The sequence below is a fragment of the Streptomyces sp. NPDC093591 genome (genome assembly GCF_044764885.1).
GTDB lineage: Bacteria > Actinomycetota > Actinomycetes > Streptomycetales > Streptomycetaceae > Streptomyces.
In genome coordinates this window covers 233,650-247,926 of record NZ_JBIWIY010000002.1, presented here as the reverse complement: position 1 = coordinate 247,926, position 14,277 = coordinate 233,650, and the positions used below count along the sequence as shown (strand labels likewise).

General features: G+C 72.4%; 11 protein-coding genes. 3 read left to right on the top strand and 8 right to left on the bottom strand.

Going from position 1 to position 14,277, the window contains the following annotated elements:
- Positions 1 to 30 precede the first annotated feature (30 nt).
- The 5 genes from ACIREI_RS04510 to ACIREI_RS04490 form a co-directional block, all read right to left on the bottom strand.
- Entirely contained in the window at positions 31 to 1,542 is a 1,512-nt protein-coding gene (locus ACIREI_RS04510; RefSeq protein ID WP_403327276.1) for a phytoene desaturase family protein, read from the bottom strand.
- 67 nt (positions 1,543 to 1,609) lie between these two features.
- The gene (locus ACIREI_RS04505; RefSeq protein WP_403327274.1) at positions 1,610 to 2,224 is read right to left on the bottom strand and encodes a DUF4126 domain-containing protein; all 615 of its coding nucleotides are present in this window, start codon (positions 2,222 to 2,224) and stop codon (positions 1,610 to 1,612) included.
- 461 nt (positions 2,225 to 2,685) lie between these two features.
- Positions 2,686 to 3,315: a TetR/AcrR family transcriptional regulator gene (locus ACIREI_RS04500; RefSeq protein WP_403327272.1), complete on the bottom strand. Its 630-nt coding sequence runs from the start codon at positions 3,313 to 3,315 to the stop codon at positions 2,686 to 2,688.
- A 23-nt stretch (positions 3,316 to 3,338) separates the two neighbouring features.
- Positions 3,339 to 5,423 carry a YhgE/Pip family protein gene (locus ACIREI_RS04495; protein ID WP_403327270.1) on the bottom strand — a complete coding sequence of 695 codons (2,085 nt, stop codon included), beginning with the start codon at positions 5,421 to 5,423 and terminating at the stop codon, positions 3,339 to 3,341.
- Entirely contained in the window at positions 5,395 to 6,210 is an 816-nt protein-coding gene (locus ACIREI_RS04490) for an ATP-binding cassette domain-containing protein (RefSeq protein WP_403327268.1), read from the bottom strand. Before ACIREI_RS04490 ends, ACIREI_RS04495 begins: the two co-directional genes overlap by 29 nt.
- Before the next feature lie 166 nt (positions 6,211 to 6,376).
- On the opposite strand from ACIREI_RS04490, the gene ACIREI_RS04485 reads away from it, so the two are divergent.
- From ACIREI_RS04485 to ACIREI_RS04475, 3 genes are all read left to right on the top strand, one after another.
- Positions 6,377 to 6,949 (top strand): SAV_6107 family HEPN domain-containing protein, encoded by a 573-nt coding sequence (locus ACIREI_RS04485; protein WP_403327266.1) that lies wholly within the window; start codon positions 6,377 to 6,379, stop codon positions 6,947 to 6,949.
- 263 nt (positions 6,950 to 7,212) lie between these two features.
- Entirely contained in the window at positions 7,213 to 8,040 is an 828-nt protein-coding gene (locus tag ACIREI_RS04480) for a methyltransferase (protein WP_403327264.1), read from the top strand.
- 292 nt (positions 8,041 to 8,332) lie between these two features.
- The gene (locus ACIREI_RS04475; RefSeq protein WP_302001368.1) at positions 8,333 to 8,725 is read left to right on the top strand and encodes a DUF3040 domain-containing protein; all 393 of its coding nucleotides are present in this window, start codon (positions 8,333 to 8,335) and stop codon (positions 8,723 to 8,725) included.
- Positions 8,726 to 9,456: 731 nt separating this feature from the next.
- Here the strand turns inward: ACIREI_RS04475 and ACIREI_RS04470 are convergent.
- From ACIREI_RS04470 to ACIREI_RS04460, 3 genes are read right to left on the bottom strand one after another with little or no spacing between them, the layout of a single operon-like run.
- Positions 9,457 to 11,841, bottom strand: coding sequence for a DUF3488 and DUF4129 domain-containing transglutaminase family protein (locus ACIREI_RS04470; RefSeq protein ID WP_403327262.1), 2,385 nt, complete (start codon positions 11,839 to 11,841; stop codon positions 9,457 to 9,459).
- Positions 11,838 to 13,211 carry a DUF58 domain-containing protein gene (locus ACIREI_RS04465; RefSeq protein ID WP_403327260.1) on the bottom strand — a complete coding sequence of 458 codons (1,374 nt, stop codon included), beginning with the start codon at positions 13,209 to 13,211 and terminating at the stop codon, positions 11,838 to 11,840. Before ACIREI_RS04465 ends, ACIREI_RS04470 begins: the two co-directional genes overlap by 4 nt.
- Positions 13,211 to 14,251, bottom strand: coding sequence for an AAA family ATPase (locus tag ACIREI_RS04460; RefSeq protein ID WP_403327258.1), 1,041 nt, complete (start codon positions 14,249 to 14,251; stop codon positions 13,211 to 13,213). Before ACIREI_RS04460 ends, ACIREI_RS04465 begins: the two co-directional genes overlap by 1 nt.
- Positions 14,252 to 14,277 lie beyond the last annotated feature (26 nt).

Sequence of the window (14,277 nt, the reverse complement as noted above, 5' to 3'; positions counted from 1 at the left end):
GCGTCCCTCGCGAGGCGCCCTACGCGGGCCTCACTGCGAGCCCCGGAACTCCGGCCCCTCCACGATCAGGCCGGCCACCAGCGCGCCCGACATACCGGCGTGGGGGAGCCCGCCGCCCGGATGGGACCAGCCGCCGACCGTGAACAAGCCGGGTATGCGGGTGCTGTTGGAGGGGCGCAGGAAGGTCCCCTCCGCTGCTGCCAGCGCCGGCGCCGGTACGCCGCCGCCCTCGGCTCCCGTCTCCCGCCGGGTGTCCACCGGCGTACGGACCTCGCGCCACAGCGTCCGCTCACGCAGTCCGGGTATCGCCCGCTCGGCGGCCGTCACCATCCGGTCCGCGAAGGCGTCGGCGGCACCGGCCGCGGTCCAGTCGTACAGCGTCTGTGACGGCACCGTGGCCGTGAGGACCACGGACTCGTGCCCGTCGTCGGGGCGCAGTGCCGCATCGTCCGGGCGGTCGATGCGGACCGTGGGGTCGGTGGGCGGCTCACCGAGCCCGAAGGCGTCCAACTCGGCCTGCCGGTCCGGGGCGTGCACCACCGTGCGGTGCGCGGTGCCCGCCTCGCGCGCGCCGCGCAACGCCAGACAGACCACGATCCGGCCCGGACACATGCCCTCGGGGTTGGAGCCGACCTCCTCCGCCTCGTACAGCTCACGGCCGCGCACCAGGTCGCTCAGGCGCCACGGTCCGGTGCCGACGACCATGTCGGCCTCCGTCACCGACCCGTCGGCCAGCTCCAGCCCCGCCGCCCGGCCGTCCTTCTCCAGGACCCCGACCACCTCGGCGCCGAAGCCGAACTCGACCTTCCGGGCCACGCACCGCTCGTACACCGCCCGCGCCAACTCCCGTATGCCGCCCCGCACATACCAAGTCCCGAAGGCGTGCTCCAGGTAGGGCAGCACCGCCGCGCTCGCCGGGGTCTCGCGCGGGTCCAGGCCGTACGCGAGCGCGTGGCTCTCCAGCAGGGCGATGAGCCGGGGATCGCGCAGCTCCCACGCGCCGACCTCGGCGAGTGTGCCGGCCCGGCGCGTGCGCAGGAGTCGCTTGTGGGGGACCGCCGGATAGGGCTCCCGCTCGGCCAGCACCTGCCAGTTCGGCCACAGCGGCTCCTCCAGCAGTGGCCTGCGCGTCCGGTCCCAGGCCTCGCGTGCCCGGACGAGGAAGTCGCCCCAGCGGTCGCCGGTCCCGGCCCCCAGCGCCTCGTCCAGGGCGGCCACCACGCCCGCGCGCGAGGCGTTCGGCAGCCGGACCTCGGTGCCGTCGGCGAAGACGTGTCGCGCGGACGGGTCGACCTGGACCAGCTCGACGCACGCCTCCAGCGGCTCCTTGCCGGTCTTGATGAACAGGTCTCGGTACACGGCCGGAAGCGGGAGCAGCCCGGGCCCCGTGTCGAAGCCGAAGCCGTCGCGCTCGAAGCGGCGCACCGCTCCGCCGTACGTCTCCGTACGCTCGTACACCGCCACCCGGTGGCCCGCGACGGCCAGCCGGGCAGCGGCCGCCATCGCGCCCATCCCGGCGCCGATCACCGCAATCCGTGCCATGCGTGGGACTTTATCGGCCACCACTGACAACGGCTCGCGGATCTGGGCCTCGGCGGTCGGGCGGAGCTCAGCCGGGCCGCTGCCCCACCGCTTGTGCGAGCCGTTTCTCCGCCCGGCGCTCGGCCCTGCGGCGCCGGAAGCGGCGGATCCGGGAGACCAGGAAGAAGAGCAGCAGCACTCCGGCCAGCAGCAGGGCGCCCGCGACGACCGCCGCGGCGGCGGGGTAGAAGATCGCGAGGCTGATCAGGGCCCCGACCCCGAGATCCTCGGCGAGGCTCACCACGACGTTGCTGAACGGCTCGGGCGAGGTGTTGACCGCCATCCGCGTCCCGGCCTTGACCAGGTGGCTCACCAGTGCCGTGGAACCGCCGACCGCGCCCGCCGCCAGCTCGGGCAGCGACCCGCTCTGACCGGCGAGCAGCGCGGCGACGACCGCCCCCGCGACCGGCCGGATCACGGTGTGCACGGAATCCCAGGCCGAGTCCACGTACGGAATCTTGTCGGCGACGGCCTCGCAGACGAACAGCACGCCGGCGGCTATCAGGACATCGGGTCGCTGCAGCGCCTCGGGCACCTCGTCACTCACGCCGGTGGCGCCGAAGACGCCGAGCAACAGCACCACGGCGTAGGCGTTGACGCCGCTGGCCCAGCCGCTGGTGAACACCAAAGGGAGTATCGACACGGAGGCGATCGTAACCAGTCGGCAACGGAGCGTCCTGGGGGTGAGTGCGCAGCTCTGAGTACGCGTACCTAGCCGGTGAGATGAGTACGGACGCGGATGGGCCGCGACCTGCGTGAACGAGAGAGTGGAGGCACGGAGAAGGGGATCGGCTCCGGCACCGGCGACACGGGGCGCCGGAACGGAGCGACCCCGGATCCGCTCCTTCCGCCGGCCCGGCGTCGGCGGGAGCGAGACCGGGGGACCCGGGGGAACGACCGAACGGGGGTCCGACGGGGGGCACGGGGGAGTACGGGGGAGTACGGGGGAAGGAAAGAACGGGGGAACGGGGGAGCACGAGAAGGCGCCGGTTCGAGAGTGGCCCGCGGGGGACGCGGCCACTTTCGGACCGGCGCTTTCGTGTGCGCCCGACGTATGTGCCCGATGTATGTGCCTGACGCCGCGGTGTGCGTGGCGCTGCCCCTTCAGCGCCGGCCGCTCACCCTGCCCTGCAACAGCCGGGACAGCGCCGCGTGCACGTCGTCCAGGGAGCGTTCCGGCTGGAAGGACTTCCAGTCCAGCGCGGCCACCAGGACCATGCCGACCAGGGCGGAGGCGGTCAGCGCGACGTCGATCTCCTCGCTGAACTCGCCGTTCGCCACGCCGTCGCGCAGCACGCCCTCGACGACCGCCACGGCCTGCTGCCGGACCACCATGAGCGTGGACTGCCAGGCCCGGTTCGTACGCCACAGCTCGGCGACGTAGAGCTGGGTGAAGGACGGGTAGCGGTCGATGAAGACGAGGCCCGCGCGGACCATCGCGTCCAGGGCGTCCACCTTGCTGCCGCCCTCGCGTTCGGTCTGCTCGGCCGCTTCCCGCAGGGAGGCGGTGAGGAGTCCCACTCCGTGGCGCAGCAGCTCCTCGAAGAGGACCGACTTGCTGGCGAAGTTGTAGTACACCGTGCCCTTCGCCACCCCGGCCCGCTCGGCGATCTCGTCAACCGTGGTGGCGGAGAAGCCCTGTTCGGCGATGAGGGTGACGGCCGCCTCGTAGAGCTTCTGCCGGGTGGCCTCACGGCGCGTGCTGCCGCCCGACGCGGCGTTGCTGCTTTCCATGGCCCTGATTGTGCCGCGCGCGCTCACAGGCTCAGCTCCGGGTGCAGCCGGTCGAGCGTCCACACCTGTCGGCGACGGGCCGACAGCGCCGTCAGCGCGAGGGCGGCCGCGGTGAACGCGACGAGCACCACGCACGCGTGCCACACCGGTTCCAGACTGCCGCCCGTGATGAGCCTCCTGAGCGCCTCCACGACGTAGCTCATCGGCAGGAAGGGGTGGAGCGCGTTGAAGAAGCCCGGGCTGGTCTGTACGGGGTACGTGCCGCCCGCGGACGTCAACTGCAGCATCAGCAGGGCCAGGACGAGGATCCGCCCCGCCGCTCCGAAGCGTGCGTTCAGCCACTGCACGATCGCCGCGAAGCACGCCGTCACCAGGAACAGGAAGCCCACCGTCCCGGCCGCCCGCACCATCTCCAGCCCGACCGCCCAGTGCAGAACCGACATCAGGGCCACCGTCTGCAGCACCCCGATCGCCACCACGGACAGCCAGCCGGCCAGCGCGATCCGCCATGCCGAGGCGCCCGCGGCGAGCGCGCGCCGGTTCATCGGCGTGATCAGCATGTACGCCACCATCGCGCCCACCCACAGGGACAGCGGGATGAAGTACGGGGCGAAACCGGTGCCGTAGTTGGGCGCCTTGTGCATGTCCCGGGAGACGAGCTGGACCGGGTCGGACATGACCTCGGTGCGCTGGTCGCGGGCCTTCTTGTCGTAGTCGGGGATCTGCTCCGCGCCGTCGTGCAGCCCGTCCGAGAGCTTCCCGGAGCCGTCGACGAGCTTGTAGATGCCGCCGTTGAGGTCGTACGCGCCGGTCTTCAGCTCACCCACGCCGGCGTCCAGATTCGCCGCGCCGGTCCTGGCCGTGCCGAGGCCGGAGTGCAGCTTCTTGGCGCCCGCGGCGACCTTCGCGGCTCCCTGGTTCAGCTTGTTGATCCTGGTGACGGCGTCGTCGAGGTCCTCGGAGAGGCGGGGCGCGCGGTCGGCGAGCGCCTGGGACTGCTTCTGGAGGGTGGCGAGGTTCTTGTCGAGCTTCTTCAGGTCCCCGTCGTGGTCGGCGATCAGTGTGTTGAGGTCGTCGGCGATCGTCGCCACGTCCGCGGCCGACGCCTTCGCCTTCTTCAGGTCGGGGCAGGCCGGGTCGGGCAGTACGGCGTCCTCGCAGCGCGCCTTGTAGACCGCGTTCAGCACGTCGGAGGCGGCATGGGCGCCCTTGGCGGCGCCAGGAGCGTGCTCCACCAGGTCGTCGAGGTTGTCGCGGATCGCGCCCGAGGTGTCGGCGACGAGCCGGGCGGTGTCCCCGATGGTCTTCTCGTTGTCCTGGAGGAACGGGCCGATCTTCTTGTCGACTCCGTTGACCCGGTCGGCGAGCGTCTGCGTGCCCTCGGCGACCTGCTTGGAGCCGCTCTCCAGGTCACCCGCGCCCTCGTTGAGCCTCTTCAGGCCCGTGGACAGCTTGCCGCTGCCCTTCTTGGCGTCCTTCAGCCCGTCGGCGAGGTCCTTGGAGCCCTTCTCCGCCTTGCCGATGCCGCCTTCGAGCTTGTCGGCGCCGTTCGCGGCCTTGACCGTCGCCCCATGGATGTCGGAGAACGAGACGAAGATCCGGTCCAGGAACGACCGCGACGCCTTGGTGGACGCAGCCTCGCGCACCTCGCTGAAGACCGTCCGAGAGATCTGCCCGACGATGTAGTTGTTCGCGTCGTTGGTACGCACCTGAAGGGCGCCCGTCTCCGGCGCGTCGCCCGCGCTGGAGGCGATCCGCGCGCTGAAGTCGGCCGGCATGGTCAGCGACAGGTAGTAGGTGCCGTTCTCGACACCCTTCTCGGCTTCGGCGGCACTCACCTCGTGCCAGTCGAAGACGTCGCTCTCGCGCAGCCCCTTGGTGATGTCGTCGCCGGCCGAGAGCTTCTTCCCGTCGGCGGTCGCCCCCTTGTCGTCGTTCACCAGCGCCACGGGGATGCGGTCGAGACGGCCGTACGGGTCCCAGAACGACCACAGGTACAGGGCGCCGTAGAGCAGGGGGAGCACCAGCAGCGCGACCAGGGCGGCACGCGGCAGCTTCCCCCGGCCGAAGCGCCTCAGCTCAAGCGCGGCCAGCCTCGGTGAGCGCATCGGCGGCCTCCTTTCCGTCGGTTTCCGGTCCGTCGGTTTCCGGGGTTTCCGGGGCGGCTGACGCCGCGTCGGTCTCCTGGCCGTCGGCCGTCGGCGCGGTGGACACCTTGACGGTGTCGTCGGGGGCCTCGCTGCACACCGCCACGACCGTGGTCCCGGCCTCGGCGATCGACTTCAACAGCGCCCAGGCCTCGGCCCGTTCGGCGTCCGAGAGCTTGAGGTCGGTGTCGTCGACACCGAGCACGCGCGGGCGCGCGATCAGGGCCAGCGCAATGGACAGTCGCAGTGCCTCCAGACGCTCCAGATCGCGTACGGCGGTACGGGAGCCCTTGGGCAGGGAGTCCCGGTCGAGCCCGGCGGCCGTGAGCGCGGCGTCGATCCGCGCCCGCGCCTCGGTCCTCCGCTCGGCACGCGGCCGCAGCAGCCCGCGCCAGGAGTCGCCGAACCGCCGCTGCAGCAGCGCCCGTTCGTGGAGGTGCTCGGCGACGGTCAGGGCCGGGTCCAGGTCGGTCACACCCGGAACGTGGGCCAGGGCGCTGATACGCCGTACCGCCGCCATGCGCTTGGGCAGCCCGGCCGCGCCCACGGTGGCGGTTCCCTCGGTCGGCTTCATCCGGCCCGTGAGGGCCAGCAGCAGACAGGTACGTCCGGTGCCGGACGGCCCTTCGATCGTGATCAGTGAGCCGGGCTCCGCCTCGAAGGAGACCCCGCGGAACGCCCATCCGCGGGGCCCTTCGAGGCCGAGGCCCAGGGCCGTGACGCCGACTCCGGCCACGGTTCCCCCCATCCCGCCCCTCCTCTTTTGAACTGACTGGTCAGTGCAAAAGCTAGTCCGAACTCTCGACCGATGCAAAACACCAGGTCAGAACGGATTGTCAGTGCCATACCTCACGATGGGCACATACGGCATCCCGTATCGGGCGTGCCGTCACACAGACGACAGGAGGTTCGTCATGGCCAACTACCCCGCAGCAGCCGCCCGCCGGCGCCGCGCCACCGGCCCTGCCCCCTCACTGACCGGCCCGGCGAGCGACGTGCACCCCGTGCTCCGCCGGGCCACGGCCCCGCCCGCCGCCCTCGACCTGCTCGCCCAGGCCCGTGCCGGACTGGACGAGGCCGCCGTCCTGGAAACGCCGAACGAGCGCTATGCCACGGCCCACCTCGCCGCCCTGCGCACTGCCGCCGCCGTGCTCGCCGCGCGCGGACGCCCCGAGCCCACCTCCAAGCGCCGGCCCCGCATCAGGAGCGCCTGGGAAGTGCTCCCCGAGATAGCGCCCGAACTCACCGAGTGGAGCGCGCTGTTCGCCTCGGGCGCCCGGCGCCGCGCCCGGGCGGAGGCGGGCATCCAGGGCGCGGCCAGCCGCCGGGACGCCGACGACCTGATACGCGACGTGGCGATGTTCCTGCGCCTCGTCGAGCGGATGCTGGTGCTCCAGCCGGTCCTGCCCCAGCCGCGACCGGACACCGACGCGGAGGGAACCGACGGCTCTCGTCACGCGCGCGAGGAGATGCCGGACGCGGGCTGACCGCCCTGCTGTCCGCCCTTGCTGTTTGCCGGCGGGTCGGGCGGCGTCGCGCGGCACGGCCATGGCCGGTCGGCGGTGCCGTGATGGCCCGTCGCGCGGCACCGTGCTGGCCCGTCGAGCGGCACCGCGATGGCCGGGCGGGCCGCCGTAGGCAATAGGGTGGAGGGCGCCTGAAGCCTTCCTGCTCCCGTGACCCGGGGTGGGGAGGCAGCCCGATCGCTCCGCCGTGCAAGTGGCGGTGCCGCGCCGAGGAGTCAACTGCCGTGTCGGACCCGATGCGCCCGCCCGTCTCCCACCACCACCCTCAAACGACGTCGCTGCGCTCCGGCACCCCTCGCCCCCGCGCCGCCCTCCGTACAGCCGTGGTGTGGGAAGTCCTCCGGGATGCCCTGGACCGCCGCGTGAAGGCCACGGGGCGCCAGGTGCTGGACGTCCTCGACACCGGAGGCGGCAGCGGCAACTTCGCGGTGCCTCTCGCCCGGCTCGGCCACCGCGTCACCGTCGTCGACCCCAGCCCGAACGCGCTCTTCGCCCTGGAGCGGCGCGCCGCAGAGGCCGACGTGGCCGACCGGGTGCGGGGCGTCCAGGGTGATGCCCACGGCCTCTTCGATGTGGCCGAGCGCGGCGGGTACGACGTCGTGCTGTGCCATGGCGTCCTGGAGTACGTCGACGACCCCGCCGAGGGCGTCCGCAACGCGGTGGCCGCCCTGCGTGCCGAGGGCGTCCTCAGCCTGCTCGCCGCCGGACTGGGTGGCGCGGTGCTGGCGCGGGCGCTCGCCGGCCACTTCAAGGAGGCCAAGCAGGCCATGGAGGACCCGGACGGCCGCTGGGGTCAGGGCGACCCGGTGCCGCGCCGCTTCACCGCCGAGCAGCTCACCGGGCTGGTCGAGGGCGCGGGCCTTCGGGTCGGTGCCGTGCACGGGGTGCGGGTCTTCGCCGACCTGGTTCCCGGGGTGCTGGTGGACACCGAGCCCGGGGCGCTGGAGGCGCTGCTGAAGCTGGAGGAGGCGGCGGCCGAGCTGCCCGCCTTCCACTCGGTGGCCACGCAGCTCCACGTGCTCGGTGAGACGCGGGAGACCGCCGAGGCCTGAGCCGTCCCCCGTGAGCGGACCGGGAGGGTGCGCCGTTGATCAGGGGGTTGGCTGCACATGGAGTACGCCACAGGCCCCCCGATCGGGCGGTCGGCGCCGTATGATCGAGGGAGACCGTTCCGGCATGACGGGTCGGCTGCTGGGGAATGCAGATCTCAGCGAGTCGGGATGTCCATGGCGGAGCCCGGTTGGCCAATTGGCGTAGAGGGGCGGGTTTCACGGGGGCGATTCCCTGCCTATCCTGAAGGGACCCCCCGGGTCGCCCCGGCGACTGCACGATGAGGAGGACTCCGTGCCGCTCTCGGAGCACGAGCAGCGAATGCTCGAGCAGATGGAGCGAGCGCTGTACGCCGAAGATCCCAAGTTCGCGACAGCGCTTGAGGGAAGCGGGCTGCGCACGTACACCCGGCGACGGGTCTACCAGGCGGTCGCCGGCTTCCTCGTAGGTATCGCGCTCCTCATGGCAGGAATGGTCGCCAAGCAGGTCTGGCTCAGCGTGGTGGGCTTCCTCGTCATGCTGGGCTGTGCGGTACTTGCCGTGACCGGCTGGCGCAAGGCCCCCAAGCCGGGCGAACAGCCTGCGGGCGGCCCGCACGCTCGCCGTCAGCCCCGTCAGAAGCGTTCCATGATGGACCGCATCGAGCAGCGCTGGCAGCGCCGTCGTGACGAACAGGGCGGCCATTAGCTCGACGAGCAGCTCCTGGACACCCAGGGGTGGCCACCGACTCGGTGGCCACCCCCTGATGTATGCACCCGTATGGCTTGGGGGCGGGGAGGAGACGCAGGCCGGCGGGTGACGCGAGCGGGGGCAGGATCCCCGAGGCTGGGGAGCGACAGGGCTGAGCAACGTCCTGAACTGCCCCGTCCTGAGCGAACGGACTCGGCCAATTCCTCAGCCGGGACAAGGTCCCGTTCCACCGACTCCCGGGCGTGGAGCTTCGGGCCGTTGTCCTTGCCTGCCCTGCCTGCCCTGCCTGCCCTGCCTGCCCTTGCCTTCGGCCTGGAGCAGGGCCGCACGGCGTATCGCCGCCGACCTCAGCCGACTACCTCGGTCGAGCCGACCTCGGCAGGTCGCCCAGCCCGCCCGACCCGCATCGGTTGTCTCGGCCCCATCGTCCTCAGCTCCGCTGAGCGAGCCGTCGCAGCTCTGCTGGGGCGGGCACCGCGGCACGCGTCACGTGAGAGCCGGGCGCGAGCGGGGCGGGGGCGGTAGTGGACCTTCGGCTCGGGCGAGGCGCGGGCTGGAGTGGGGCAGCACAGCCGCCCCAGCGGCAGCATCGAGCACGGCGGCCCCAGCCGAGGCATCAGCACCCCGGGCACCAGCGGAGCCACACAGCATCCGCCCCCCACCGAAGCAAACAACCCCGCCCCGGCCGCCCCTCCCATCTCCGCACCCCACCTCACCCCAGCGACCGATCACCCCCGCTGCCCAGGCGTCGACGGCCTGCGCAGTGTCGGGCGGGCGGCGGCTGCGCGGTGCTTGGTGGCGGTCCACCAGTCCGACGCGGCCCAGGCCACCCGCACGCTGGAGCGTGGAGCCAGGACGGCGCGCATGTGTGTCGTCCAGGGGGCCTTGGACTCGAGGTCGGTCAGGACGCGGCGGACATCCTCTGCGAGGCCGGCCGTCGGGCGAGGGACGGGGGCGTAGAGGACCTGTTCCACCGCGTCGGCGATCCGGTGAACCGAGGCCGCGGCCGGTGCGTCGAGGTGGCCCAGGCGGACGATGCGGGCCGCGGTCTTGCGGGGTGTCTGGGAGTCGTCCGGCGGGATGCCGAAGTCCCAGGCGATGTCGGTGAGTTCCTGCCAGACGGCCAAGGTGTGACGGGATACGTCCGCCTCGGTGCGGCCGTGTGCTCCCAGCCGTGTCGCCCTGGTCCGAAAACGCCACAGCATCGGCGCCAACGGGATCAGCAGCGCCGCCAGCCCGGCGAGCGCCCACGCCAGAACGACGTACCACCTCGGGCCGTCGTCGCCCGCGGCGAGCGCGGCCTCGGGGGACTCGCTCGCGCACAGCTGCGGGTTCTGCCCCGCACAGCTCTCGCTCGTCGAGGGCGAGGCGGACGGCCCCGTGCTCGTCGACTGCGTGGGACGCGTCACGTCCGGGAGCGTGGAGCCGGGCGAGTCCGACTGGGTGTACGACGGAACCGAACCACGGGTCGGGGTCGGCTCGAAGCGGGTCCAGCCCACGCCCTCGAAGTACAGCTCGGGCCAGGCGTGCGCGTCCTTCAGCCCGACCGAGACCGTGCTGTCGCCCTGTGGGGTGCCGGGCGCGAAGCCCACGGCGACCCGGGCCGGTATGTCGAGCGAGCGGGCCATCGCCGCCATCGCGAAGGAGAAGTGCACGCAGAAGCCCTGCTTGTCCCGCAGGAACCGGGCGATCGCCTGCCGGCCGCTGCCGACCTTGACGTTGGTGTCGTACTGGAAACCGCCTGTCAGGGCGAAGTAGTCCTGCAGCTTGACCGCCTGCTCGTAGTGGCTGGTCGCGCCCTCGGTGACCTCACGCGCGGTCCGGGCGACCACCGCGGGCAGTGAGTCGGGCAGCTCGGTGAACTCGCGCTTCAGGGCGGCAGGCGGCTCCGGCGCGTCGGCGAGCTGCTTCGCGGTCGGCTGCACATCGAGGCTGCGCACGGTGTACGTCGCCCCGCGTGTGGTCTGGCGGCGGTCGCCGACGACCGTCATCCCCAGCGGTTCGTACCGCCACCTGCCCGCGATGCTCACGCCGCTCGGCGGATAGGGCATCGGCAGCCAGTTCTGGGCGTACCAGTCCGCGGCCGAGATGGTCGTCTCGACCTCCGCGCGCCGGACGTCGGCGCCTAGGCCGATGGGCGTGGGGAACTGGTCCGGCACGGCCTGGATGTCGCGCTTGGACGGCTGCCAGGTGGTGCCGTCGAAGTCGTCCAGGGACACGATCCGCAGATACAGGTTCGAGACGTCGGTCGTGTCGGTCTTCAGGGACAGGACCTCGCGGTCCTCGTCCACGTTCAGACTGTCGCGCAGTGACACCAGCGGGTTCACCGCGGAGATCGTGCCCCCGCTTCCGCTGCCGGAGCCCACGCCCGTGCCCGCGGCGTCCAGCAGGCCGCCGTTCATCGCCGGCAGGGCCAGCGGCACGACCAGGGCGATCCCCAGGGCGACCACTCCGATGCGCCGCCCGGTGCGGACCGGCGCCACCACGCCGCTGGATTCCCCGCCCGGTGTCCGTGGAGCGCCGCCGAAGACCCGCCCCCACTGCGAGAGCCGGTCGCGGCCCTCGGCGAGGAGCAGCATCAGATAGCCCGCGGCGGCGACCAGGAACCACAGCCAGTCAGCGCCGCCGTCGGCCAGCCCGGCGGCCACGGAGTACAGCGCCAGCAGGGGCAGCCCGGCCGGGGCCGCGCTGCGGAACGTCACCGCGAGGGTGTCCACCGCCAGGCCGATGATCAGGACCCCGCCGATGAGCATCAGCCGGATGCCGTCGGACAGCGGCGCCGGGATCGAGTACCGGCTCACGTCGTCCGCGCCGGCCTGCAACAGGTCGGCGAAGTGACGGAAGGCCTCCGGGCCGGGGATCACTCCGATGATCGCCTGCTGGTTAGCGAAGGTCAGGGTCAGCAGCATCAGCGCGACGAGGGCTTGCGCGGCCACCGTCAGGGGCCGTGCCAGCGGCACCCGCCGGGTCACCATGCCCACGCCGGTCTGGATCGCCAGCAGGAAGATCGCCTGAATCAGCCAGGTGACCGGAGAGACCAGCGGCAGCAGGGCGCAGGACGCCAGCAGTGTGGCCGCCGCGGCGCACAGCGCCATCCGTGTCCGCCCGCTCATGCCGGTCCCCCCTCACCCCGCGCGCCGGTGGTCGCGGCGGCGTCCGTACGCGCTCGGTCCGCCTGGCGCCACAACTCGTTCAGCGAAGCGCCCCGCGGCACGCTCAGGGCCGTCCAGCCCGCCTCCCGCAGCAACCGCAGCCGCTCCTCGCTCCTGTCCAACGTGCCGGGCACATCGGTCGGTTCCCGCACCCAGGCCCCGCTGTCCAGCACGAAGGCCACCGCGCCCCCGCTGCGCTGGCGCATCTTGGCGGCCACCGCCGCCTGCTCCTCGTCGAGGTCGCCGAAGAAGGCGACCAGCAGCCCTTCGTTGCCGCCGCGCAGCACGTCGTACGCCCGCGACAGGCCCGTACCGTCGGAGTGGTCGATCACCGCGAGGGTGTCCATCATCAGCCCGGCCGCGTCCGCCGATTCCTGGCTCGCGCCCGCGAACCCGTCGGCGCCCTCGCCGGGGACCGAGCTTCCGGTGTCGGTCAGCAGCCGTACCGAAAAGCCCCGCTCGAGCATGTGGACCAGCACGGACGCCGTACCCGACACGGCCCACTCGAAGGCCGAGTCCGGGCCCGCGCCCTGGAAGGCCAGGCCCCGGGTGTCCAGCAGCACCGTGCAGCGGGAGCGCTGCGGCTGCTCCTCGCGGCGCACCATCAGCTCGCCGTAGCGCGCGGTGGAGCGCCAGTGCACGCGGCGCAGGTCGTCGCCGTAGCGGTAGCCGCGCGGGATGATGTCGTCGTCGCCGGCCAGGGCGAGCGAGCGGTTGCGTCCGTCGCCGTAGCCCTTCGCCTCGCCGCTGAAGCGCACCGGCGGCAGCGGCTCCACGCGCGGGATGACGGTCAGGGTGTCGTACGCCGAGAAGGAGCGGGTCAGCTCGCACATGCCGAACGGATCGCTCAGGCGCAGCTGCAACGGGCCCAGCGGGTAGCGGCCGCGCAGGTCGGAGCGGACCCGGTAGGACACCTCGCGGCGGCCGCCCGCCTCCACCCGGTCCAGCACGAAGCGGGGGCGCGGGCCGAGCACGTACGGCACCTGGTCCTGGAGCATCAGCAGGCCGGTGGGCAGCCGGGAGACGTTGTCCATCCGCAGATGGACGCGGGCCTCGCTGCCCGCGGGCACGCGCGCGGGGGAGAGCCGGCGGCTGCCCGCGACCCGGTAGCGGGTGCGGTAAAGCACGGTCGCGCAGACCAGCGGCAGCACGGCGAGCAGCAGCCCGACGCGCAGCAGGTCGCTCTGGCCGAGGACGTAGGCGCAGACGGCGGCCGCGACACCGGCGGCCAGGAAGGAGCGGCCGCGCGTGGTCAGACCGGCCAGTGCCGTGCGCAGCCCGCTGTTCTCACCGCGGTCCGGCTCCGCCTGGCCCGTACTGCCGGAGGTCATCACAGCCTCCGCGGCGGCTGCTGGCCGTAGGCCTGAGTGCCGTGGCCCAGGCCGCCGAAGCCGCTCTGCTGCTGGGGCGCGGCGGGCACCGGGGTGCGCTGCAGGATCTCCTGGACGACCTGCTCGGACGTACGGCGGTTCAGCTGGGCCTGCGCGGTGGGCAGCAGACGGTGGGCCAGGACGGCCACGGCGAGGGCCTGCACGTCGTCCGGCAGCGCGTACTCCCGGCCGCTGAGGGCCGCCGACGCCTTCGCCGCGCGCAGCAGATGCAGCGTCGCGCGCGGGGAGGCGCCGAGTCTGAGGTCCGGGTGGGTACGGGTGGCGGCGACCAGATCCACCACGTACCGCCGGACCGGTTCGGCGACATGGACGCCGCGCACAGCCTCGACCAGCTTCACGATGTCGTGGGCGTGTGCCACCGGCTGGAGGTCCTCCAGCGGGGAGACCCCGCCGTGCACGTCCAGCATCTGCAGTTCGGCGTCCACGCTGGGGTAGCCGACGGAGACACGGGCCATGAAGCGGTCGCGCTGGGCCTCGGGCAGCGGGTAGGTGCCCTCCATCTCGACCGGGTTCTGGGTGGCCACCACCATGAAGGGGCTCGGCAGCTCGTAGGTCTGGCCGTCGATCGTGACCTGGCGCTCCTCCATGGACTCCAGGAGCGCGGACTGCGTCTTGGGCGACGCACGGTTGATCTCGTCGCCGATCACGATCTGGGCGAAGATCGCGCCCGGCTTGAACTCGAAGTCCTTGCGCTGCTGGTCCCAGATGGACACGCCCGTGATGTCCGACGGCAGCAGGTCGGGCGTGAACTGAATACGCCGAACCGAACAGTCGATGGACCGCGCCAGCGCCTTCGCGAGCATCGTCTTGCCCACGCCGGGAACATCCTCGATCAGAAGATGTCCCTCGGCGAGCAGTACGGTCAGCGAAAGCCGTACGACCTCGGGCTTGCCCTCGATCACTCCTTCCACCGAACTGCGGACACGCTCCACAGTGGCGGTCAGATCAGTGAGGCTCGCTCGATCGTCATAGGTCGTCACCCGGCCCTCCTCGGCCCGTTCTTTCC